19 protein-coding genes and 1 pseudogene are annotated in these 23652 nt (G+C 64.1%); 16 read left to right on the plus strand and 4 right to left on the minus strand.

What is annotated here, in order from left to right:
* Positions 1 to 59: 59 nt before the first annotated feature.
* Positions 60 to 1034 (minus strand): tripartite tricarboxylate transporter substrate binding protein, encoded by a 975-nt coding sequence (locus ABWP84_RS02065; RefSeq protein ID WP_353210331.1) that lies wholly within the window; start codon positions 1032 to 1034, stop codon positions 60 to 62.
* A 108-nt stretch (positions 1035 to 1142) separates the two neighbouring features.
* Between ABWP84_RS02065 and ABWP84_RS02070 the strand changes: the two genes are divergently transcribed.
* From ABWP84_RS02070 to ABWP84_RS02110, 9 genes and pseudogenes are all read left to right on the plus strand, one after another.
* Positions 1143 to 1931 (plus strand): SDR family NAD(P)-dependent oxidoreductase, encoded by a 789-nt coding sequence (locus ABWP84_RS02070; protein ID WP_353210332.1) that lies wholly within the window; start codon positions 1143 to 1145, stop codon positions 1929 to 1931.
* A gap of 21 nt (positions 1932 to 1952) precedes the next feature.
* The gene (locus tag ABWP84_RS02075; protein WP_353210333.1) at positions 1953 to 2603 is read left to right on the plus strand and encodes a substrate-binding domain-containing protein; all 651 of its coding nucleotides are present in this window, start codon (positions 1953 to 1955) and stop codon (positions 2601 to 2603) included.
* Between the two features lie 186 nt (positions 2604 to 2789).
* Positions 2790 to 4247 (plus strand): annotated as a pseudogene (locus ABWP84_RS02080) (methyltransferase regulatory domain-containing protein).
* 318 nt (positions 4248 to 4565) lie between these two features.
* Positions 4566 to 8207 (plus strand): Ig-like domain-containing protein, encoded by a 3642-nt coding sequence (locus ABWP84_RS02085; RefSeq protein WP_353210334.1) that lies wholly within the window; start codon positions 4566 to 4568, stop codon positions 8205 to 8207.
* Between the two features lie 310 nt (positions 8208 to 8517).
* The gene (locus tag ABWP84_RS02090; protein ID WP_353210335.1) at positions 8518 to 9297 is read left to right on the plus strand and encodes an ABC transporter ATP-binding protein; all 780 of its coding nucleotides are present in this window, start codon (positions 8518 to 8520) and stop codon (positions 9295 to 9297) included.
* Positions 9278 to 9991, plus strand: a complete 714-nt coding sequence (locus tag ABWP84_RS02095) for an ABC transporter ATP-binding protein (RefSeq protein WP_353210336.1) — start codon at positions 9278 to 9280, stop codon at positions 9989 to 9991. Before ABWP84_RS02090 ends, ABWP84_RS02095 begins: the two co-directional genes overlap by 20 nt.
* A 4-nt stretch (positions 9992 to 9995) precedes the next feature.
* On the plus strand, positions 9996 to 10868 hold the full coding sequence (locus ABWP84_RS02100; protein ID WP_353210337.1) for a branched-chain amino acid ABC transporter permease: 873 nt from the start codon (positions 9996 to 9998) through the stop codon (positions 10866 to 10868).
* A 4-nt stretch (positions 10869 to 10872) separates the two neighbouring features.
* On the plus strand, positions 10873 to 11829 hold the full coding sequence (locus ABWP84_RS02105; RefSeq protein WP_353210338.1) for a branched-chain amino acid ABC transporter permease: 957 nt from the start codon (positions 10873 to 10875) through the stop codon (positions 11827 to 11829).
* The gene (locus ABWP84_RS02110) at positions 11826 to 13034 is read left to right on the plus strand and encodes an ABC transporter substrate-binding protein (protein ID WP_353210339.1); all 1209 of its coding nucleotides are present in this window, start codon (positions 11826 to 11828) and stop codon (positions 13032 to 13034) included. The genes ABWP84_RS02105 and ABWP84_RS02110 overlap by 4 nt, the downstream gene beginning before the upstream one ends.
* Before the next feature lie 115 nt (positions 13035 to 13149).
* On the opposite strand, the gene ABWP84_RS02115 is transcribed toward ABWP84_RS02110, so the two are convergent.
* Positions 13150 to 13926 (minus strand): enoyl-CoA hydratase, encoded by a 777-nt coding sequence (locus tag ABWP84_RS02115; protein ID WP_353210340.1) that lies wholly within the window; start codon positions 13924 to 13926, stop codon positions 13150 to 13152.
* A 64-nt stretch (positions 13927 to 13990) separates the two neighbouring features.
* Between ABWP84_RS02115 and ABWP84_RS02120 the strand changes: the two genes are divergently transcribed.
* The 4 genes from ABWP84_RS02120 to ABWP84_RS02135 all read left to right on the plus strand — a co-directional run bounded on the left by ABWP84_RS02120 (position 13991) and on the right by ABWP84_RS02135 (position 18216).
* Positions 13991 to 15166: an enolase C-terminal domain-like protein gene (locus ABWP84_RS02120; protein ID WP_353210341.1), complete on the plus strand. Its 1176-nt coding sequence runs from the start codon at positions 13991 to 13993 to the stop codon at positions 15164 to 15166.
* Between the two features lie 10 nt (positions 15167 to 15176).
* Complete coding sequence (locus ABWP84_RS02125) at positions 15177 to 15839, plus strand: response regulator transcription factor (protein WP_353210342.1); 663 nt, start codon at positions 15177 to 15179, stop codon at positions 15837 to 15839.
* The gene (locus tag ABWP84_RS02130) at positions 15836 to 17206 is read left to right on the plus strand and encodes a sensor histidine kinase (protein WP_353210343.1); all 1371 of its coding nucleotides are present in this window, start codon (positions 15836 to 15838) and stop codon (positions 17204 to 17206) included. The genes ABWP84_RS02125 and ABWP84_RS02130 overlap by 4 nt, the downstream gene beginning before the upstream one ends.
* Positions 17207 to 17364: 158 nt before the next feature.
* Positions 17365 to 18216: an FkbM family methyltransferase gene (locus ABWP84_RS02135; RefSeq protein WP_353210344.1), complete on the plus strand. Its 852-nt coding sequence runs from the start codon at positions 17365 to 17367 to the stop codon at positions 18214 to 18216.
* Positions 18217 to 18219: 3 nt separating this feature from the next.
* Here the strand turns inward: ABWP84_RS02135 and ABWP84_RS02140 are convergent, their stop codons facing one another.
* On the minus strand, positions 18220 to 18822 hold the full coding sequence (locus ABWP84_RS02140; RefSeq protein WP_353210345.1) for a helix-turn-helix transcriptional regulator: 603 nt from the start codon (positions 18820 to 18822) through the stop codon (positions 18220 to 18222).
* Positions 18823 to 19741: 919 nt separating this feature from the next.
* A complete protein-coding gene (locus tag ABWP84_RS02145; protein WP_353210346.1) occupies positions 19742 to 20023 on the minus strand; it encodes a hypothetical protein in 282 nt (93 codons plus the stop codon).
* Positions 20024 to 20916: 893 nt separating this feature from the next.
* Here ABWP84_RS02145 and ABWP84_RS02150 point away from each other — a divergent pair.
* From ABWP84_RS02150 to ABWP84_RS02160, 3 genes are all read left to right on the plus strand, one after another.
* Positions 20917 to 22521 carry a histidine kinase dimerization/phosphoacceptor domain -containing protein gene (locus ABWP84_RS02150; RefSeq protein WP_353210347.1) on the plus strand — a complete coding sequence of 535 codons (1605 nt, stop codon included), beginning with the start codon at positions 20917 to 20919 and terminating at the stop codon, positions 22519 to 22521.
* Positions 22522 to 22550: 29 nt separating this feature from the next.
* Complete coding sequence (locus tag ABWP84_RS02155) at positions 22551 to 22952, plus strand: hypothetical protein (RefSeq protein ID WP_353210348.1); 402 nt, start codon at positions 22551 to 22553, stop codon at positions 22950 to 22952.
* A 200-nt stretch (positions 22953 to 23152) separates the two neighbouring features.
* On the plus strand, positions 23153 to 23652 hold a 500-nt coding region (locus ABWP84_RS02160), incomplete at its 3' end, for a GNAT family N-acetyltransferase (protein ID WP_353210349.1).

Below are 23652 nucleotides of genomic sequence, written 5' to 3' on the forward strand. Positions count from 1 at the left end.
ATCGATGGCCCTGGGGTGAGCGCTGCAGCCCCAAAGCCATCTCCAGCCGCCAACTGCGCCTAATCCTGCCGGACGCCCAGGCGCTGGATTACCTCGGTCCAGCGTGCAAGATCCTCGCGCATGATGATGGCCAGCGCCTCGGGCCCGGCCTCGCGCGTCTCCAGCGCCTGGGCAGCGAAGCGCTCCCGCAGCGCGGTGTTCTGCACGGCCCGGCGCAGATCGGCGTCGATTTTCTGCACGATGGGGGCTGGTATGCCGGCCGGCCCCAGCACCGCATACCAGGTGCCGGCGTCAAAGCCGGGATAGCCGGATTCCGCCAGGGTGGGCACATTGGGCAGGGCTTGGGCGCGGGCGGCGCCGGTGGTGGCAATCGCCCGCAACCGCCCCGCCTGCACCGCGGGCACAGCCAGCACCGGATTGTGGAACATGGCCTGCACCTGGCCCGCCAGCAGCGCAGTATGCGCCGGTGCGGCGCCCTGGAAGGGCACGTGGGTGAATTCGACGCCGGCGCGAATGCGGAACAATTCTGGCGTCAGATGCGTGGGCGTGCCCACACCAGCGGAGGTGATGGTGATCTCGCCCGGCCGCGCCCGCAGCAGCGCCTCGAACTCGGCGAGGTTCTGCGCCGGCACCGAGGGGTGCAGCACCACCACAAGGCCATAATAGGCCACCTGGGTGATAGGGGTGAAATCGGCAATCGGGTCAAAGGGCAGCCGCCGGTACAAGGCCGCACCCTGCACATGGGAGGAGGCGACGACCACCAGCGTATGCCCATCGGGTGCAGCGCGCGCCGCCGCCTCGGCGCCGATATTGCCGCCCGCGCCGCCACGATTTTCGACGATGACAGGCTGGCCCCAGGACTCGCTCAGGCGCTCGGCCAGGATACGGCCGATGACATCAGCCGGCCCACCGGGCGGGAAGGTGACGATCAGCCGCACCGGCCGTGTCGGCCAGGCCTGGGCGGCAGCGGGCGTGGCAATCGCGGGCAAGGCAGCGGCGGCAAGCGCCGGCAGGGCGCGGCGGGGAATGGGCATGGCGTTTCTCCTGGCCGCCTCTGGATGGGCGGTGCTGGAGCGAGGTTAGGCCAATTGACAGGCGGGGCGCGAGGGGTCGAACTCACTATCCACACAGGGAAGAAGCGCATGGAATTGGGTTTGCGCGGCCGCAAGGCCGTGGTCACTGGCGGCTCGCTTGGCATTGGCCGGGCCATTGCACGGGAATTGGCGGCCGAGGGCGTGGCGGTGGCCATCATTGCCCGCGATCCGGCCCGGCTGGAGGCGGCGGCAGCGGAGATCACCCGGGAGACCAATACGCCCTGCATCGCCATCCCAGCCGACCTGACCGACGCCGCGGCGCTGGAGGCGGCGATCGGCGCCGCGCAATCCGCCCTGGGCCATATTGATATCCTGATCAACAATGCCGGCGCCACACCCATGGGCCGCATTGGCGATATGGATGACGCGACCTGGATGAAATCCATCAATCTCAAGCTGATGGGCTATATGCGCTGCGCGCGCATCCTGACGCCGCCGATGCGGGCGCGCAAATGGGGGCGGGTGATCAACATCATCGGCCGCTCGGGCCATCAGCCACGGCCCAATTACATCACCGGCAGCGCGGTCAATGCCTCGCTGCTCTCCTTTACCCTGGCGCTGGCGGCGGAATGCGCGCCGGATAATGTGCTGGTCACCGGGGTGAACCCCGGGCCCATCGCCACCCCGCGCTGGGATACGGTGGTGGCGCAGGGTGCCGCTGGCATGGGCCGCTCGGCCGAGGCGGAGAATGCCGCCGCCATTGCAACCGTCGGGTTGGGCCGGGTGGGCACGGCCGAAGAATGCTCGGGTCTCGTGGCCTTCTTGTGTTCTGACCGGGCGGGCTTCATCACCGGCACCAATATCGATGTGGATGGCGGCGGCACGCGCTGCATCTGAAAGGGCTGAACAATGCGGGTGATGAGCACCTTGGCGGTGGCGGTGGTGTTGCGCGGCCTCACGCCGCGCGCACCGTTGGCAATGGCGGTGGAGTTTGACCCCACGATGCGGCTGCTCAAGCGGATCGAGGGCGGCGAGCGGGCGGATATCGCCATCCTCACAGATGCGGGGGTGGAGGGGCTGATGGCCCAAGGCGTGCTGGTGCCTGGCAGCCGGCGGGATTTGGCGCTGAGCCATATCGGCATGGCGGTGAAGGCGGGCGCTCCCCGGCCGGATATTTCCACCCTCGCGGCGCTGCAGGCCACACTGCTGGCGGCCCCCTCCATCGCCTATTCCGGCGCGGGGGCGAGTGGGCTGTTCTTTGCTGGGCTGCTGGAGCGGATGGGGATTGCCGAGGCGGTGAACGCCAAGGCCACCATCATTCCGCAGGGCTTCACAGCGGCGCTGGCAGCGCGGGGCGAGGTGGCGCTGGCCATTCAGCAGATCAGCGAATTGATGGCGGTGGAGGGGGTGGAGATCCTGGGCAAGCTGCCGCCGGAGGCCAATACCGGGGCGATCTTCTCGGCCGGGCTATTTGCCGGGGCTGATCAGGCTGCTGCTGGGGCGCTGGATTGGCTGGCGGCGGCGATGGATGCGCCAACCCTGGCGGCGGGCGGGCTGGAGCGCCCCTGATGCGGCCGGCGAAGGCCCGGTAACGCGCCACGGCCGCTGCGCGATATGCTGCCGCCTTTGGCTGAGGATGGGCCAGTATAGCGCCTTGCCGCCGGCAGGATCGGAGCAAAGGGGCAGCGAATGACCCAGGATTGGGATGGCGGCTATATCGCCGATATTGGCTATACGCATGACTATTTCTTCGACATGTCGCCGGCGCATATTGGTCTGGCGCTGCTGCTCAGCGGCTATGCCGCCCCCGACCACACCCGCCCCTTCGCCTATTGCGAGTTGGGATGCGGCCAGGGGCTGACCACCAATGTGCTGGCCGCGGCCAACCCCACCGGGGCTTTCTGGGCCAATGATTTCAACCCGGCCCATATCAACAATGCCCAAGCCCTGGCCATGGCGGCGGGCAGCGGCAATGTCACCTTCCTCGACCATGATTTTGCCGCCATGGCGAAGGCAGACCTGCCGCAATTCGATTTCATCGCGCTGCATGGCATTTGGTCTTGGGTGAATGAGGCGGCGCGGCAGGCGGTGCTGGCGTTTATCACCCAGCGGCTGCGGGTGGGGGGCGTGGTGTATGTCAGCTACAATGCGCTGCCCGGCTGGGCCGCCGCCATGCCGCTGCGCGAGGTGATGCAGCATTATGGCCGGGGCGAGACCAGCCAGCAGCGCGTGGCAGCGGGCCAGCAGATCGCAGCGCGGCTGGAGGCGCTGGGCGGGGCCGCCTTTGCCGAAAACCCGGCCATGGGCGCCAAGCTGAAAAGCCTGGCCGGCAAGCCGGTGGCCTATCTGGCGCATGAGTATTTCAACGCCGTTTTCGCGCCCAGTTATTTTCGTGAGGTCGCCGCCAGCATGGGGTTTGCCAAGCTGGGCTATGCCGCCTGATCGCATTTGCGCGACAATGAAGATGGGTTGCATTTCAATGCCGAGGCGCAGGCGCTGCTGGCGGAATTCGCCCACCCCGTGGCGCGCGAGGGCATGCGCGACTTTCTCACCAACCGGCAATTCCGCCGGGATATTTTCATCCGCGGGCCAAGGCGCCTCACTCCGGGCGCGCAAACCGAGGCGCTCTTGCGCCAGCGCCTGGCGCTGGTGGCGCCCGACCCCGACACACTCACCCTGGTCATGAAACTGCCCGGCGGCGAGGTCAATCTCAAGCCTGGGGTCTATCGCCCGATCCTCCAGGCTCTGGCCCGCAGGCCGATGCGGGTGGCCGAGCTTCTGGCCGAGCCCGCGATTGCCGCCCTGGGCCAGCCTATTGTGTTGGAGGCGGTGCGGATGCTCTGCGTCATGCATGCGGTGATGGCCGCCCTGCCGGAGGAGGGCGAGGCGCAGCGCCGGGCCTCGACCGAGCGTTTCAACGCCGCCGTGATGGCCCTGGCGCGGCATGCCGATGGGCTTCGCACCCTGGCCTCCCCCGTGCTGGGCGGCGGCGTGGCGGCCAATCGGTTTGACCAGCTTTTCCTGCTGGCCGCGGCGCAAGGGCGCCCGCCCGTCGATGTTGCCTGGCAGGCGTTGCAAGCGCAGGGCCAGCGGGTGGCCCAGGGCGGCAATTCGCTGCAGGGCGAGGCGGAAAACCGCGCGGCGCTTACGACGATTCATGGTGAATTCGCCCATCAGCGCCTGCCCGCACTGCGCCGGTTAGGCGTGGCCTGACTGGCCGGCGCAGCGGCTCCCTTGCGGGCCACATGGTCAAAATCAATGATTTCAACCCATGAAGGCGCGAAAACTACGCCAGAAGCGGTGATCCGCGCGTCGCGACAGCCAAATTTACCAGTGGAGCACCGAGATTGAGCAGCGGAGAGCGGGATAAACTGCGCGTCATAATCGCCTCTCAATTTCATGGCATAATTGTTTTGATTGGAGATTTCCGAGGATTTCTGATTATTTATTCCATCAGGATAGCTGAGCGAGATTGACCCAATATGTGAAAGATTTACGGAATAGGCAAACCATCAACCTCGGTCCCATCCCATGTCAAATATCCCCAGCGTTCCAGACCTCATCCCGGGCAGCGACACGGGGAGTTTAAACACCGACAACATCACGAAAAATAACATCCCGGTCTTCACCGGCACCGCCGACCCTTTCGATGGCATCACACTCTACGATACGAACGGCACCACCGTGTTGGGCACGGCCGCTGCGGATGCCGGTGGCAATTGGACGATCAAAAGCTTCGTTCTCTCCGAGGGCGTGCATGAGGTCAGCGCGACAGCCTATGACGGCTTGGGGAAAAGCCAGCTCAGTCCTACGCTCACCGTCACCATCGACACCACGGCGCCGACAGCGCCCAGCGCCCCGGACCTGACAGCCGGCTCCGATAGCGGCACCTCAACCAGCGATAACATCACCAACACCACGACGCCGACCTTCATCGGCACGAGCGAAGCCAATAGCACCGTCACGCTCTATGACACTGATGGCACGACCGTGCTGGGCAGCGCCACGGCGAGTGGCGGCGGCGCCTGGTCGATCACCAGCTCCACGCTGAGCGAGGGCAGTCACACCCTCACCGCCAAGGCAGTCGATGTGGCGGGCAATGTCAGCACGGCCAGTTCCGGCTTGAAGGTGAGCATCGACACCACGGCGCCCACACAAACGGCCGTCCCGACCCTTGCCACGGCCGATGATAGCGGCATCTCGAACAGCGATGGCATCACCACGGCCACCACACCGACCTTCACGGGCACCACCGAAGCCAATGCCATCGTTGATCTCTACGACACTGGGGGAAAAATTAACCTCGGCACCACCACGGCCGATGGCGTGGGCGGCTGGAGCATCACCACCAGCAGCTTGACCGGGGGGGCGCACAACATCACCACGAAGGTGACGGATGTTGCCGGTAATATCTCCGCCGCCTCCACGGCATTCGCGCTGACCGTCGACAACACCGCACCCGCCCTGAAGTCAACGATCACCATCTCCGACACCGCCCTCAAGATAGGCGATACTGCAACGGTGAAGTTCACCTTCACCGAGCAGGTGACCAGTTTCACCACTGCCGATGTCACGGTGGGCAACGGCAAGTTGAGCAATTTAGCCACCAGCGATAGCGGCACGACCTGGACGGCGACGCTGACGCCGAGTTCTGGCGTGACCATCTCTGGCAACAAGCTGGTGCTGAACAATGCCCTCTACACCGACCTGGCCGGCAATGCCGGGGTGGGCAGCTCGAATTCGAGCAGCTATGCGGTGGACACTGAACGGCCCGCGCTGATGACGGATATCACCATCTCCGACACGGCGCTGAAAATTGGCGATACGACCACGGTGACCATTGTATTCACCGAGTCGGTGACGGGTTTTGATACCGCTGACCTGACGGTGCCCAATGGCGCCTTGTCCAATCTGGTGACCGGCGATGGTGGCATCACCTGGACGGCGACGCTGACACCCTCTGCCAACACCACATCCGCCAGCAATGTCATCACCCTCGACAATACAGGCTATACGGACCTCAACGGCAATTCTGGATCAGGCAGCGACACCAGCGTCAATTACGCGGTGGACACGGCCCGCCCCGCGCTGGCATCTGCCATCACCATCTCCGACACGGCGCTGAAAATCGGCGATACCCCCACAGTGACCTTCACCTTCACCGAGGCGGTGACGGGTTTTACCACCGCAGACCTGAAGGCAGACAATGGCGCCTTGGCCAATCTCAAGAGTGCCGACAATGGCATCACCTGGACGGCGACGCTGACACCCTCAGCCAGCACCACGGCCTCCAGCAATGTTATTACCCTCGACTATACGGGTATTGCCGATAATGCTGACAATGCAGGGACAGGCAGCAGCCCCAGCGGCAATTACGCGGTAGACACCGTTCGCCCTGCACTGGCATCCGCCATCACCATCTCCGACACGGCGCTGAAAATCGGCGATACCGCCACAGTGACCTTCGTCTTCACCGAGGCGGTAACCGCTTTTGAAACCGCTGACCTGACCGCGCCAGATGGCGTCTTGTCCAACCTCGCCTCCAGCGATGGCGGCTTCACCTGGACGGCGACGCTGACACCCAATGCCAGCGCCACAGCTTCCAGCAATGTTATCACCCTCGACAACACCGCCTATACTGACCTGACCGGAAATGCCGGCGTGAGCACTTCGAACTCGGGCAAATACGCGGTGGATACCACCCGCCCCGACCTGGCCTCGGCCATCACCCTGGGCAAGGCCTCGCTGGGGGTGGGGGAGACCACAACCGTCACCATCACCTTCGCCGAGGCGGTGGTCAACTTCACCACCGCTGATCTCACCGCCGGGCAGGCGGTGCTCTCCAACCTCGCCTCCGGTGATGGCGGCACCACCTGGACGGCGACCCTGACGCCCAATGCTGGCCCGCCGGCCAGTGGTCAAGTTGTCACGCTCGACAGGTCCGGGGTCACGGATCTGGCCGATAATGTCGGGACGGGCAACGCGGTTTCGGCGGCCTATGGGGTGAATATCGTCCCCCCGGTCAACGAGGCACCCTCCATCACCTCGGGCGGCACCGCAAGCTTTGCCGAAAACGCCACCGGCACCGTCTATACCGCCACCGGCAGTGACCCGGAGGGCGATGCCCTGACCTTTGTGCTGGGCGGGGTGGATGGCGCGCTGTTCAATATCAACGCCATCACCGGCAGGGTGAGTTTCAAGACCTTACCCAATTTCGAGGCCCCCGCCGATGCCGGCGCTAATAATATCTACGACATCACCCTCACCACCTCTGATGACAGCCTGAGCAGCGCGGCCCGGGCCGTGAGCATCACCGTGACCGATGTGAACGAAACACCCACCATCACCTCGGGCAGCACCGCAAGCTTCGCCGAAAATGACCGTGGCACCGTCTATGCCGCCACAGGCAATGACCCTGATGCCCGCACTGCGCTCAGCTTCTCGCTGGGTGGCCTCGATGCTGGTCTGTTCCATATCAACGCCGCCTCAGGTGCCGTCAGCTTCAAGAATTCACCGAATTTCGAGGCGCCAAGCGATAGTGGCGCGAACAACCAATACGACATCACCGTCACCGCCTCCGATGGCAGCCTGAGCGGCGACCCACAGGCGGTCACCATCACCGTTACAGATGCTATTGAATTCTATGCCAATTTGGGAGGCAGCCTGGTGGAGGGCACCACCGCGGCCGCCTATACCGGAACGGTTGCTGAAATTGTTTACCAGTTAATCGGCAACACAACCAACGACATTATTATTGGTACCACCAAAGCCGACTTCATCAATGCCAGCGCGGGCGATGATGCGGTGGATGGTAGCGCTGGCAATGATGTGATTGATGGCGGGCTGGGCTCGAATTTCATCACCGGCGGCCCAGGGGCGGATAGTTTCTTCCTCGATGGCCGGGCGGCGGCCTCTTCCATCACCTGGTCTACAATCACCGATTTCCAGCCAGGGGATAGGTTGACGGTCTGGGGGTATCAGCCTGGGGTCAGCCAGTTTCTTTGGTTCGCCAGCGATGGCGCGACTGGCTACAAGGGCGCCACCTTGCATTGCGACCTGGATGGCAATGGGCGGATTGATACTTCGGTCACCTTCACCGGCCTGAGCCAGGCGCAGTTGCCCGTGCCTAGCTATGGAACCGTCGATGGAAAGGACTACATTCTGTTCGCGTAAGTATGGTGCGGTTCGAAGGCGCCGCCCAACCGCTCATCACGGTCCGGTTGGCGCTCTAGGCAGACGGCAGGCTTCTGCCTCGCTGCTGTGGCACACCCGCATTGCAATCCATCGACCTGCCCGACCTCCGGCGCGCCTTGCTCGAACCTTGGCTGGAGGTTGACGGCTCTCGTGGTAAATTTTTCTTGCTCTCCTCCGCAATATCAGGCTGCATTGATCTCCCAGAAAGATCTGACCGCAAAGCGGCGGATGGCGGAGGGAAATATGGGCTCCAGGCCACAGACATGGTCCTGCGTTGCAGGAGCAGCACTTGGCGCTGCTTGAGGTGCGCGATGTCGTGATGCGCTTCGGCGGCGTCACGGCCGTGGGCGGTGTGTCCTTCTCGGTGGAGGAGCGCCAGATCTGTGGGCTGATCGGCCCCAATGGCGCCGGCAAGACAACACTGTTCAACATTATCAGCGGCATCTACCGGCCAAGCGAGGGAAGCGTGACCTTCGCTGGCACCAACACAACTGCCCTGCCACGCCACGCCATGGCACCGCTGGGCCTGGGCCGCACCTTCCAGAACCTGGCGCTGTTCCGCAGCATGTCGGTGCGGGAGAATGTGCTGGCCGGTGCGCATTCCGCGGGGCATGCGGGTTTTTTCGCCAATGCGCTGCGCCTGCCGGCGGCCAGGCGCGAAGAGGCAGTCGCGGCACGCCGCGCTGATGAACTTCTGGCCCTGCTCGCACTGCGGGATGTGGCCGATATCGCTGTCTCCGACCTGCCCTTTGGCACGCAAAAGCGCGTGGAGATGGCCCGCGCGCTGATCTCCCAGCCCAAGCTGCTGCTGCTGGACGAACCGGCCGGCGGCCTCAATCACGGCGAGGTGGATGAATTGGCGCGGCTGCTCGAAGAGGTGCGGGCAAGCTTTGACCTCAGCATCCTGCTGGTCGAGCATCACATGAGCCTTGTCATGCGCGTCTCCGACAAGGTGGTGGCGCTCGATTTCGGCAAGAAGATCGCCGATGGCACGCCCCATGAGGTGCGAACCAGCCCGGAGGTGATCCGGGCCTATCTGGGTGATGGGCATGACGCGCATGCTGCTTGAGGTGAAGGGCCTGCGTGGCGGCTATGGGCCCATCCAGGTGCTGCATGGCATCGATTTCCTGGTGGAGCAGGGCAGCGTGACGGCGCTGCTCGGCGCCAATGGCGCGGGCAAGACCACCACGCTGCGCGCGCTCTGCGGCATGATCCGCACCGAGGGCGAGATCCTCTTCCAAGGCCAGCGCATCACCGGCATGGCGACGGAAGAGATTGCGCGGCTGGGCGTCGCCCATGTGCCCGATGGGCGCGGCACCTTCATGGAACTGACCGTGGAGGAGAATTTCCGGCTCGGCGCCTATACCCGCCGCGATGGCGAGGTGCAGGCCGATTTCGCCCGGATGTGGGAGTGGTTCCCCCGCCTCAAGCAGCGCTGGAAGCAGCAGGCAGGCACGCTCTCGGGCGGCGAGCAGCAGATGCTGGCCATCGCCCGCGCCCTGCTGATGCGGCCCAAGCTCCTGTTGCTTGACGAGCCCTCCTTTGGCCTCGCGCCCCTTATCGTGCAGGAGATTTTCGGGATCATGCGGCGCATCCGTGAGGAAAGCGGCGTGGGCATCCTGCTGGTCGAGCAGAATGCCAACCTCGCGCTTGAACTGGCCGACCGCGCCTATCTGCTGGAGACAGGCAGCATCGTCACCTCCGGCCCTGCCGCCGAAATCCGGCAGGATGAAGCCATCCGCCGCGCCTATCTGGGATACTGACGACATGGATGGTTTTGCGCATCAGTTGATTGCCGGCATCGCCACGGGCGGCATCTATGCCTCGGTCGCCCTTGCCCTGGTGATGATCTACCAGGCCACGCATCATGTGAATTTCGCCCAAGGGGAGATGGCAACACTCTCCACCTTCATCGCGCTGACGATGATCCAGGCTGGGCTGCCCTATTGGGTCGCCTTCTTCGCCACGCTTGTCGTCTCCTTCATCATCGGCGCGCTGGTCGAGCGCATCCTGATGCGGCCGGTGCAGAATGCGCCGGTGCTGACGCATGTGGGCGTCTTCATCGGCATGCTGCTCATCATCAGCAATGCCACGGGCTGGGTCTTCGGCCACACCACCAAGGCCTTCCCGACGCCTTTCCAGAGCGATGGCCTGCTCTTCGGCGGGTTGGTCTCGGCGCATGAGCTGGGCAGCACGGCGGTGACGCTGGCGGTGCTGATCCTGGTCTATCTCTTCTTCGCGCATACCTCGCTGGGCCTCGCCATGCGCGCGGCTGCCTATAACCCGCGCTCGGCACGCCTGGTGGGCATCCGGGTTGGCTGGATGCTGGCGCTGGGCTGGGGCTTGGCTGCGGCCATCGGCTCGGTAGCGGGGATGATGGTCGCACCGGCTGTTTTTCTTGACCCCAATATGATGCTGGGCATTCTGCTCTACGCCTTTGCTGGCGCCTTGCTGGGGGGCATTGATAACCCCGCGGGCGCGGTCGGAGGCGGCTTTGCCGTGGGCGTGCTGGAGAATTTGGCCGGCGCCTATGTGGTGGGGACGGAATTGAAGCTGACGGTGGCGCTGGTCATCATCATCGGCGTGCTGGTCGTGCGGCCCTCGGGCCTGTTCGGCCGCGTCGTGTTCAGCCGGGTCTGAGCGCATGAAGCCCTTGCTTATCGCTGGCGGCCTCGCTCTCGCGCTCTTACCCATCTGGGCGCTGGAGAGTTTTCACCTCTTCCAGCTCACACTGGCCGTCATCATGGCGCTGGCCGTGCTCGGCCTCAACATCGTCACCGGCTATAATGGTCAGATCTCGCTCGGCCATGGTGCCTTCTTCGCGGTCGGCGCCTATGCGACGGCGATCCCCATGTCGCTGCTCGACTGGTCCTTCTGGGCGACGCTGCCGGTCTCAGCCATCGTCTGCGGTGTGGTGGGTTGGGGTGTGGGTTTCCCGGCACTTCGGCTGGGCGGGCTTTACCTCGCGCTGACCACCTTCGCGCTGGCCGTCGCCGTGCCGCAAATCCTCAAGCACAAAGCGGTGGAGGCCTGGACGGGCGGGGTGCAGGGCCTCTTCCTGCTCAAGCCCGAGGCGCCCGCCTGGCTCGCGCTCAGCCCCGACCAATACATGTATCTGGTGGCGCTGCTGGTGGCGGGGCTGTGCTACCTGCTGACCGCCAATCTTCTGCGCGGGCGGATCGGGCGTGCCATGATGGCGGTGCGCGACAACCCAACGGCCGCCGAGGCGATGGGCATGGACCTTGCCAGTCTCAAGACCCGCACCTTCGCAGTGAGTGCGATCATCACCGGCATGGCGGGGTCGCTCTCGGCTGCCGTGGTGGAGTTCGTAGCACCCGACAGCTTCACCTTCATCCTCTCCATCAGCCTCTTCGTCGGCATGGTGGTGGGCGGTGTGGGCTCGATCCTGGGCTCGGTCTTTGGCGGGCTTTTCGTGCTGTTTGTGCCGAATTTGGCGGAGGCGATCAGCCGCTCGGCGCCAGGCGTGATCTATGGCGCGATCCTGATCCTCTTCCTCTTCATCCTGCCCGATGGCGTGGCCGGATTGGTCCGCCGCTTCACCACCAAAAAACGCATCATCCCAGGGAGGGAAACATCATGAGCACGACACGCCGCACCATCCTCATCGCCTCTGGCGCCACGCTGGCCACGCCCAACATCGCCCCCGCGCAGGAAGCGCCAGGCGTGACGGCGACCGAGATCCGCATCGGCAGCACCAATTCGCTCTCGGGGCCGGCTTCCGCCTATTCGGTCATCTCCACCTGTCTCACCGCCATGTTCCGCCGCCTGAATGACGAGGGTGGCGTGGCCGGGCGCCGCGTCAACTTCACCGTCTATGATGATGCCTATTCGCCACCACGCACGTTGGAGCAGACGCGCCGGCTGGTCGAGCAGGACCGCGTTGCCTTCCTGTTCAACCAGCTCGGCACGCCCACCAACAATGCCGTGCACCGCTATGTGAACCAACGCCGCGTGCCGCATCTTTTCCTCGCGACCGGGGCCGACAAATGGGCCAATCCGCGCGAATTCCCCTGGACCATCGGCTGGCAGCCCAGCTACCGCGTCGAGGCGCAGATCTACGCCAAGCATATCCTGGAAACGCGCCCAAATGCGCGAATCGCGCTGCTCTACCAGAATGATGATTTCGGCCGCGACTACCTGAACGGCGTGCGCGATGTGCTGGGCCCGCGCTTCGACTCCATGGTGCGCACCGCCACCAACGAGGCGACAGACCCGACGGTGGACAGCCAGATCGTCCAGCTCCAGGCGAGCGGCGCCGATGTGCTGGTCTGCGGCGTCATCCCCCGCTTCGCGGCGCAGGCGATCCGTCGCGTGCATGAGATCGGCTGGCGGCCGATGATGTTCATGACCAATGTCTCCGTCTCCGTCGGCGCCGTGATGGAACCGGCGGGCAAGGAGCGCGGCGTGGGCCTCATCACCTCCGACTACCGCAAGGACCAGAGCGACCCGGCCTGGGCCAATGATCCCGGCATGAATGAATGGCGCGGCTTCATGCAGCGCTTCGTTCCCGGCGGCGATCTCACTGACAACAACTTCACCTATGGCTATGGCGTGGGCACCACCATGATTCAGGTGCTGCGGCAATGCGGCAATGATTTCTCGCGCGAGAATGTGATGCGCCAGGCGGCCAATATCGCACCAATGGATGTGGCGACGCTGCTGCCGGGGATAAAGGTGCAGACCCAGCCCAATAATTTCAATGTGATCCGGCAGATGCAGTTGCAGCGCTGGGATGGCTCGGGCTGGGTGCGCTTTGGCAATGTGATCGAGGGCGCGAATGTGTGATGGCCACTCGGCGGATTGCGAGGGCGTGACCGCGTAGGTCGGCAGGCCCCGCCTTGGTTATAGGGCGGGGGTTATAGGGCGGGGAGGCGCTCCTCCGCCGCCAGCATCAATCCGCTCAGCGCCCCTGCCAGATGGCAGGGCGGCGCGCGAGAAAGCTCTCCACCCCCTCGGCGAAATCGGCCGAGGTGAAGCACATCGCTACCAGATCATCGCCATCAATGGCGCGCGCCGCAGCGCTCAGGCGGCGCAGCGCCTGCTTGGTGGCCCGCATGGTCAGCGGTGCATGGCCGGCCACTGTGGCCGCCAGCGTGGCCGCGCGGGCTTGCAGGGCCGCATGGTCGGGCAGGATTTCGCTGAGCAGGCCGGCCATGCGCATTTCCTCGGCCTCCATGAGGCGGGCGGAGAAGATCAAATCCGTCACCCGTGCCGGGCCGATAAGGGCGGCCAGCCGGGCGTGGTTCACCATCGACAGGGTATTGCCCAGGGTGCGGGCGATGGGGAAGCCGAAGCGGGCATTGGCGGCACCAATACGCAGGTCACACACCGCAGCAATGGCAGCGCCACCACCGGTGCAGGCGCCGGCGATGGCAGCAATGGTGGGTTTGTTGCAATTTTCGATCGCGGTCAGGATGCGATCGATCTTGTGCTCATAGGCAATCGCCTGTTCGGCGGTGCGGAATTCGGTGAACTGGCTGATATCGGTGCCGGCCGCGAAGGCCTTTTCGCCGGCGCCGGTGATGATGATGGCCCGGATGCCCGGGTCGTCATTGGCGGCGATGCACAGATTGGCCAGCCCCTCATACATGGGGAATGTCAGCGCATTGCGCGCCTGCGGCCGGTTGAAGGTGACGAAGGCCAGGCCCTCGCGCGTGTCGATCAGAAGGTCTTCCATCCCCACAGTCTTGCCGCAACCGGCGCGAGGTGGAAGATGCTCCCCGCAAAAACCGGGGTAGATCATGCGTATCATCGATGTGAAACAGGCCGTGGCGCCGATCAGCAGCGCCATTGCCAATGCCTATATCGATTTTTCCAAGATGACGGCGAGCATCGTGGCCGTGACCATCGAGGATGGCCAGGGCGGCCGCGCCACCGGCTTTGGCTTTAACAGCAATGGCCGCTACGCCCAGCCGGGATTGCTGGCCGAGCGTTTCATCCCGCGGCTGCTGGAGGCGAGCCTCACCACCCATGAAGATGGCGGGCTGGAGCCGGCCAGCGCCTGGATGGCGATGATGAAGAACGAAAAGCCCGGCGGCCATGGCGACCGTTCGGTGGCCGTGGGCGTGCTGGACATGGCGCTGTGGGATGCCACCGCCAAGCTGGCGGGCAAGCCGCTATGGCGGCTGCTGGCTGATCGTTACAATGCCGGGCAGGCGGATGAGCAGGCCTGGATCTATGCTGCGGGCGGCTATTACTACCCGGGCAAGGGCGTGGCCGAGCTGCTGGAGGAGATGAAGCGCTATCTGGGGCTAGGCTATTCCGTGGTGAAGATGAAGATCGGCGGTGCCCCGGGAACCCCGCTCAAGGCCGCGCTGAAGGAGGATGTCGAGCGGATCGAGGCGGTGCTGAAGCTGCTGAGTGGCGATGGTTCACGGCTGTGCGTGGATGTGAATGGCCGCTTCGGGCTGCATGCTGCCCTGGTCTACGGCGCGGCCCTGGCACCCTATAATCTGCGCTGGTACGAGGAGCCGCTGGACCCGCTGGATTTCTCGACCCATGCCGTGCTGGCCGAGCAATATGCCCCGCCGCTGGCCACGGGCGAGAATTTGTTCTCCATGCTCGATTGCCGCAACCTGATCCGCCATGGCGGCCTCAGGCCCGATCGCGACACGCTGCAATTCGACCCGGCCTTGAGCTATGGCTTGGTAGAATATTTGCGGACATTGGAAATGCTGCGCGAGCATGGCTGGTCACCCCGGCGCTGCGTGCCGCATGGCGGGCATCAATTCGCGCTGAACATCGCCACCGGCCTGGGTCTGGGTGGCAATGAGAGCTATCCTGAGGTCTTTGCGCCCTTTGGTGGCTTTGCCGATGACACGCCGGTGGTTGATAGCCGGATTCGCATGCCGGATGCGCTGGGGATTGGTTTCGAGCGGAAGAATGATCTTTATGCGGTGATGCGCACATTGCTGTAGGCTGCGCGGCATGCGCCTCCTTGTCGTTGAAGATAATGCTGAACTCTCGCAACAGCTGCGCAATGCGCTGAGCGAATCGGGCTTTGCCGTCGATGTCGCCGCCGATGGCGAGGAGGGGCTGCATCTGGGCAGCACCGAGCCTTATGACGCGGTGGTGCTGGATCTGGGCCTGCCGCGGCTGGATGGGCTCTCGGTGCTGCGGCGCTGGCGGGCGGCGGACCGCGCTATGCCGGTCATTCTGCTCACGGCGCGGGATTCATGGTCGGAAAAGGTGGAGGGGTTGAATGCCGGGGCGGATGATTATCTGGCCAAGCCCTTCATCATGGCCGAGTTGATCGCCCGGTTGAATGCGCTGATCCGCCGCGCCAATGGGATTGCCAAATCCGAGTTGGAATTCGGCGAGGTTAGGCTGGACACTGCGGCCCGCGCCGTCACGCGCCAGGGCGCATCGGTGCGGCTGACGGCGCTGGAATATGGCATGTTGGCCTATCTGGCGCTCAATGCCGGCCGGCCCGTCTCCAAGACCGAGTTGACGGAGCATTTGTACGCCCAGGATTTTGATCGGGATTCCAATACGCTGGAGGTGATTGCCGGAAGGCTGCGGCGCAAGCTGGGCGATGGGCTGATCGAGACGGTGCGCGGCCAGGGCTACCGTATGAGCCCGCCACGATGAATGAGACCCCCGCGCCCACCATCCGGGTGCGCGGCAGCCTCACCCGCAGGCTGGCATTGCTCGCGGCGCTGTGGGTGGCGCTGGGGCTGGGCGTGACCGGCTGGTTTGTCGTCCGCCTGGCCGAGGAGCAGATCGAGACCGCCGCCGATGGGCGGATGACATCGCTGCTCGATGCCGTGGTGGCGGCAGCGGCACTCGACCCGACTCGCGGGCCTATCCTGGCGCGCGCCGTGAGCGAACCGGAATTCGACCGGCCGCTTTCGGGGCATTACTGGCAGATGTCGGCGGCGGGCGGGCTGGTCGCCACCTCGCGCTCGCTATGGGACCAGCGCCTGCCGGCACCACGCCCCGATGCAGAGCCGCGCAATGAGGACATTATAGGGCCGCGCGACGAGCCGTTGCGGCTATTGGAGCGCCATGTCCAGCTCGAGGCCCGCTTTGGCGCGCCGCCCTTTCAGACGGTGACGATTCAGGTGGCGGTGACCCGGCGCGACACCGATGCAGAGATTGGCCGGCTGCAAAAGGGCCTGGTGCTGGCCTTTCTGGGCCTGGGTGCTGGGTTGGTGGCGGTGGTGGCGCTGCTGGTTGTGTGGTCACTGTCACCGCTGCGGCGGGTGCAGGAGGAGTTGGTGGAGGTGCGCGCCGGCACCCGCCAACATGTGGACCTGACGGTGCCGAGCGAGGTGGCGCCGCTGGTGCAGGAAATTGAGGCGCTGATCGGCCAGAACCGGGCGACGGTGGAGCGCGCGCGCACCCATGTGGGTAATCTGGCGCACGCCCTAAAGACGCCCATCGCGGTGCTGCGCAATGCGCTCGAGCGGGAGGAAATCCCAGCTGCCCGGGCCCAGGCGGCGACGCTGGAGCGCTTGGTGCAACACCATCTGCGCCGCGCCCGGGCCGGCGCGCTGGCCGGCGCGGCGGGTGAGGAGGCGATGCCCATGGCGGCCGCGCAATCCCTGGCCACGGCCTTGCGGCGGCTGTTTTCCGGCCGTGGCATCAGCATCAACGTGGCCGGCCGTGACGCCGCCCGCACCCGGGCTGACCCGCAGGATTTGACGGAAATGCTGGGCAATTTGATGGAAAACGCCTGCAAATGGGCGAAGAGCAAGGTGGAATGCCGGGTGGTGCCGGCGGCTGGCGGCATGATCCGCATTGAGGTGGAGGATGATGGGCCGGGCCTGGCCGAGGGGCAGGATGCGGCGGCGCTGGCGCGCGGTGTGCGGCTGGATGAGGCAGCGCCGGGCAGCGGGTTGGGGCTGGCCATCGCGGCCGATCTGGCGGGGCTTTATGGCGGGACGCTGTCGCTCAATCGCGGCCGGCGGCTGGGTGGCATGCTGGCGGTTTTGGAGTTGCCCGGGCGGGTTTAAAGATTTCGCGATTTTCTCAATTTCATCCCGCCCTGCGATTAAATCACCACAAAAACACCGTCACGATTATATAAATTTCGATTTACGAATAATTATTGCGTCTTTTATTTAGTTAAAATTACATTGATGTTTAGTTTATGTTTTTATATATTTGACCAATGGATCACAACATCAATACAACAACGGCCCTCTGGTCGCCATCCAAGCCAAAGCGCTGGTTGGCCATGGCGGCCTATCCGCTGGTATGGGCGGTGAACCGGCCCTGTGCCGCATGGTTGGCCGGCGCGATCTATGACCTCGCTCTGCGCTGCAATGGCATCGCGATCAATTATCCGGGCCAATATGGTCTGACCGTGGCGGAGGAGCGCTTCCTCGGCAGGATCGCAGCCGAGATCACGGGCGGTGTGGTGTTTGATGTGGGGGCCAATGTGGGTACCTATAGCCAGGCCCTGCTCCGCCTCGTCCCCGGGGTGGAAATCCACGCCTTCGAGCCGCATCCCAACACCTTCCGCCGATTGGCCAAGCGCCTGGCGGGCGAGGAGGTCACGCTGTGCCATCAGGCCTTGAGTGATCACGAGGCCATGCTGGAACTCTATGATTTTGCGGCGGCGGATGGCTCTACCCAGGCCAGCCTCTCCCGCGCGGCCGTGGCGATCTTCGATGGGAACATCGTGGCCCATCCCGTGCGCACCACCACCATTGATGCCTATATGACCGCGATGGGCATCGAACACCTGGCCCTGCTGAAGATCGACACTGAGGGCCTGGACCTCAAGGTGCTGCAAGGGGCGCAGCAGGCCATTCGCGAGCGACGAATTGCGCGGATACAGTTTGAATTCGTGCCCGCCAACATCGCCACGCATACGACGATGCGTGACATCTTTGAGGCATTGCCGGGGTACCGGATTTACCGGCTATGCCTCAATGGCGCCCTGCTCCCGCTCTTCCCATACGAGGTCAAGCGGTGCGAGATTTATGTGACGCAGAACCTGGTGGCGCTGCCGGCCTGATATTCAGGCGGCAGCCCCCCCTGGCTCGGGCAGATTAGAGGCCTGTTGCGTGGCCAGCATGCGCACCACGGTCATGATGACGCTGCGGCATTTCGGGTCCGCGATGCCGCTGAAGGTCTGGATGAGATCGAGCAGATCATCGCCGCCGTGATGGGCAGGGGCGGGATGGCTGTTGGGGCTGAAGGTGGCGGCGGAGATCAGCCGGTCGGGCCCAACCTCAAGCGCGTCTGCGATGGCGATCAGCCGGCTGGCGGCAATGCGGGTGGCACCGGTTTCATAACGATGCAACTGAGCACCGGTGACGCCGACCATCTGGGCCAGATCCTTTTGCGTCATCATCTTGGCCCGGCGCAGTTCGCGGATTTCCCGCCCCACCGCACAATCGGAGCGCAGCGGGGTGCGCATGCGGTTGATGTGGGAGGTTTGGCCGCGCATCGAGGCCAAAGCTGTGAGGCGAGAGGCATCGGAGATGACAGGCGCGGGCCGGGGGGTGGCCTCGGCCGCGTGAAACGCGCTTGCGGCAGATAAGGCGGGGCCGGCCCCGCCATTGGCGTGCAGGGCGTTGAGGTTGGCACCATTGAGAGATACCGGATTGGGTGTTTGCATTGTAAATCCTCTTCCATTCAGTCAGAGTGAAAACTGTGGAGCAACACAGCAGGGCTGGATGCGTGAAGGATCATTCGGCTCCCCGGGTGCCGCCGTAAAGCGTTAAGAAATTAGCGCTTGCGAATACGGGAACTGGGCAGATGGCCTGGAATCTGGCTTGGATGATTTTAGCCACTGCGACAGATGCGCATTTCATTGCATGGAATGCGGTGAAGTGATTTTAAATGATCAAAATTCCTTGTTTTTGTTCAGAAATATAGTAGTTTTATCTATGCCTCACGCAGAATTTACTTTCAATTATCATGGGATTTTATGAGAACTATTTAGCGTTAAAACGCAATTTATCGTGTGTATCGCTGACAAAAGATTGACCATGGCGATGCGAAACGGCTCCAGCGGCCGCTATGTTATTGTGCAAGTCGAATTCAGAGGGTTTTGGGCCGCTTGTCGCAAGATTTCCGCCACCACGGCGCAATCAAGCCCGGGGGGATGCTCGGGCCGAACCGGACCCGGTGCCCGGAGGTGGTGACGCGCTGCCCAAACGCGCTGGGCTTCATCGCCGCCCAGGCATGGGCGCCAAGCACCTCGGGTCGCGCTTGGCGCTTCCATCACGCCCGGGCGCTCTGGCATGGTTGCGTTTACCAAAACCAGTGGCGACCAATCCGGCCACATATCAATTGAATTTTACAAAATAAACTTAATTCTCAATGAAATATATTTGAGTTTCTGGGTCACATGGAATAGGATATTATATTGCAGAAATATACTTTATAATTTCCGCTGTGGCGTTAGAATTTGATTTTGTATGGACACGAAGGTGATACCCATCTCTGAGCATCCCACCGAGATCGAAAATCTCGCCGCAGCCCCATACAGCTTGGCGGTTGAGACGCTCTCGCCCGCCGCCGCGGCCGAGCTTCTACAACGCCCCCGCAGCGGCGGACAGCCAGACGAGGCGGTGATAGCCCAATATCGCGGGGTGATGCGCTCTGGCCGGTGGAGCCTCAATGGCATGCCCATCATCATCTCCCGCCAAGGCGTTCTGCTCGATGGCCTGCAGCGGTTGCATGCTTGCATCGCCGAGGGCCAGCCTTTGCAAAGCGTCGTGGCGCGCGGGGTGGATGACGCTTTGCTGGCGATGATAGATCAACATATCCGGCGCAGTGCAAAGGATATTCTGACCGCCCGGGGGGCTGCCCATCCGCGGGCCTTGGCTGGGCTTATCACCCGGCTGATCCGGTATCAGGAAGCCCTTCAGGGCCTGCCCGCAAACAACGCCGCTCCAACCTGGCCGCAGGTTGAGGATGTGCTGCTCGCCTGCCCGGAATTGGAGGAGCTGGTGGCGGAGAGCCTCGCCATGGCCGGCTCCCCCCTGCCCGAACCCATTCGCACGGTTATTTTATGCATTGGCCTGCAGCATAGCCGGGCCCAAACACTGCGCATGCTCCAGGCGGTTTGGCGGCCGCATCGCTTTGATGCGGGTGAACCCGGCGCCGCCTTGCGGTTGGAAATCGATCGGGAGTTGCTGGCCGGGCATCGGACAATGGCCGGGCGGGAACGGCTCTTCGCCATCGCCCTGCTGGCCCTGCAAGCCACGCTCGAGGGCAGGAAGCTGCGCAATGTCACCTGGAATGACGGCAGCGAGCCTGGCCGGCCACGCGACCCCTTGCCCGACCTTCGAGCCAAATGGATGCTATTGGCCGGTAGGCATGCCCCCGCACCGGCATTGGCTGAGCCGGGGGCCATGCCAATCCTGTCATTCGAAACCATTGGGCCAGCCGAGGCGGCGGCCTATCTCCAGCACAGCCCGGCCATGGGCGAACTCAACAAGACCCATCTCGACGCTCTGACACGCGATATCCTATCGCGGCGCTGGATGGCCAATCCGCAGCCCATCTGCTTTTCCGCCAGTGGCCGGCTGCTCAATGGGCGGCATCGCTTGATGGCGGTGATCTCGGCGCATATGCCAATCGCAGGCTCCGTCGTGCGTGGCGTGGCGGAAGACGCCTACGCCACCTATGACCTGCAAAAGAAGCGCCCCCCCAGCTCAGCACGCTCGGGCGGGCATTTGGCGATGAAGCGCTTTTGGCCGCCATGGCCAATTTGCTCTGGCGGGAGGAACGTCGGCGCGCGAACACCCAATCCCGCACCGCGACGGCGGCTGAAATCCAGCAGATTTTGGCTGATTACCCGCGGCTGCGCGAATTGCGCGGCCTGGCGCGGCGCATGGTTGGCCTCGCCCGCGCCTCGGTCATTGGCTATTTCGCCTTTGTGGTGGAGCGCGAAGACCCGGCTTTGGCGGCCACCTTCCTCAGCGGGCTGGAAACCGGCGCTGACCTGCCGCGCGGCCATCCCATTCTGGCCTTGCGCAACACGCTGCTGCGCCTGCGGGGGGAGGAGGCCTCGCAGGAGCAGCAACTGGCAGCGCTGCAGGAGGGCTGGCGGCGCTTCAAGGCGCATGCGACTGAGGCTGGGCGCGGCGGAGCGGGACGGGCCGCAGCCCCTGCCCCAGCATCGCGGCCAGCCAGCCCGATTGTGGATGGCGCCATCGCCTCGGCCATCGCGGAGTTGCAGCGCCGCAAAGAGCAGCAGAGCATCACCGCGGCCTTCAGCCAGTTTGTGATGAGCCGCCCCAGCGAAGCGGCGCTGCTGCAGGAAACCGCACGCGTGGCCGCGCGCGGACTTGGTGCGGCCTATTCCAAGGTGCTGCAATATGACGGGCCATCATCATCGCTGCTGCTGCGCGCGGGTATCGGCTGGCCCGCGGAGGCGATTGGCCATACCAGCTTTGCGCTCGGCGCCGGCTCGCCCGCCGGCCTCGCCTTCACCACCGGCCGGGCGATTTTCAGCGATAATATCACGGCCGATCAACGGTTCAGCCTGCCGCCTTTGCTCAAGGCGCATGGAATCATCCGGCAGGTGAATGTGGTGATAGGCGGCAAAGGCGCGCCGTATGGCGTGCTGGAGGTGGATGACACCACGCCTGGGCATTATGACGGTGCCGATATCAGCTTTCTGGCGGCCCTGGCGAATAGCCTGGGCCTGGCGCTGGAATTGGCCCGAGACAGCGCCGAGCGCGATCATCTGCTGCTGGGCCGGGCGGCGGCCATGGCCGATTTGCAGCATCGGACGCGCAACAGCCTGCAACTCGTCCATACCGTTCTTACCCTGCAAGCCGATGATGCGGAGGACGAGGCGGCGCGCAGATTATTGGAGGCCAGCGCACAACGGATCATCACCATCGGGATGGTGACCGAGCAAATCCACCAGAGCGTGGAGCAGGAGGCGGTGGAGCTTTGCGGGTACCTCAAGGGCTTGGTGGCTGCCGTGCAGGATGGCTTGGCGGAGCTGGCTGAGGGCCGCTCCGTTGCGCTTGATGCCGGCAGCGGCTGCGTCTGGCCCGCCAAGCGGGCGGAATTGCTCGGCATCGTGATGACGGAATTGCTGACAAACGCCCTGCAATACGGCCGTGGCGCGGTGCAGGTGCGGTTTTTCGACATTGCGGCCAGCGCTAGGCTTGAGGTCAACAATCATGATGTCTTGCCGCCCTCTGCCATGCCTGCGGTGCAAGCCCGTGGCACCGGCCTGCGGATTGCCGCGGCCTTGCTGCGCGAGCATGGCGGGGCGCTCACGGTTCATCACACTGGCCAGGCCGAGCAGGCCGTGGCCGAGTTTCCGTGGCCGAGCGCGCCGCTCTGAGCCAGCATAACAAAGCTGACGCCCCAGATATGGGCCACGAGGCTGCAGGTGAGGATGGGGTTGGTGACGACCCGGCTGGCCTGGAGATTGTGCTGCTGGAGGATGACGCCATGCTGCGGGCGGCCATGGCCTTGGCGTTGCGGCGTTATGGGCTGGTCGTGCACGCAACGGGGTCGGCGGAGCAGGCCCGCGCGGTGTTGGGCGATAATGGCGCGATTGTCGGGATCATCATCGAAATTGCCGTGGGCGAGGGCCGCGCATTTTTGACCGATGTCAAAAAAGCCTGGCCACGGATGGCGATTGTGGTGCTGACTGGCCGTCCAGATTTTCTGCTGGGGCGGGTCAAGGGCCCGCACGAGGCGCATTTGCTGAAGCCTTGCCCGATGCAGCGGGTGGTGACGACGATGCGGGGCTTCATTGCCAGGCGGTGAAGCCCAGCACTGCATGTCAGGGGCTGAGCGCGGTGCGCGGCAGCGGGGCCAGCATATTCGTGACCGCCAGCCGCATTTTTTGCTGCGCAGGGCGCTCAATACAGTAAAATAATAGCACTGACACGCCGAGAGTGGCCGCTATATATACCGCAAAATCGTTCATATTTGGCGTTGATTCGACCAGTAGAAATTTTATCCAAATGGCGCTGGGCCCCTTCCAGCATTTCGGCAATTGGCGGGAGGTGCTGCCGCCCGATACCAGTTGGTTGACCTATTGGCAGGCGCGGCCACCCGCGCTTCGCAACACCATTCAGCGCAAGCTGGCCCGCGCCGAGCGGGACTACGCCTTCAGCCAGGAGGCAGCACCCGGGGCCGGGCTGGAGCGCGGGATCCGCGATTTCGTCGATGTGCGCGGCCGCAGTTGGAAACCCCAGGAGCCTTTCCCCGCCTTCGATGCCGCGCTCTTGCGCGCGATGGCCACGATCGGGGCGCTCAGGCTCGGCCTGCTGCGCGACAAGGATGGCCGGGCGGTGGCGGCACAATATTGGCTGGTGGATGGCGGGCGGGCCTATCTGCTCAAGCTGGTGCATGATGCCGCCGCCGCCGCCGCCTCGCCCGGCACCGCACTGACCGCGCTGATGATCCGCGGATTGATCGAGACTGACGGCATTCGCGAGCTGGATTTCGGCCGCGGCGATGA

Source organism: Rhodovarius sp. (genome assembly GCF_040399605.1).
GTDB lineage: Bacteria > Pseudomonadota > Alphaproteobacteria > Acetobacterales > Acetobacteraceae > Rhodovarius > Rhodovarius crocodyli_A.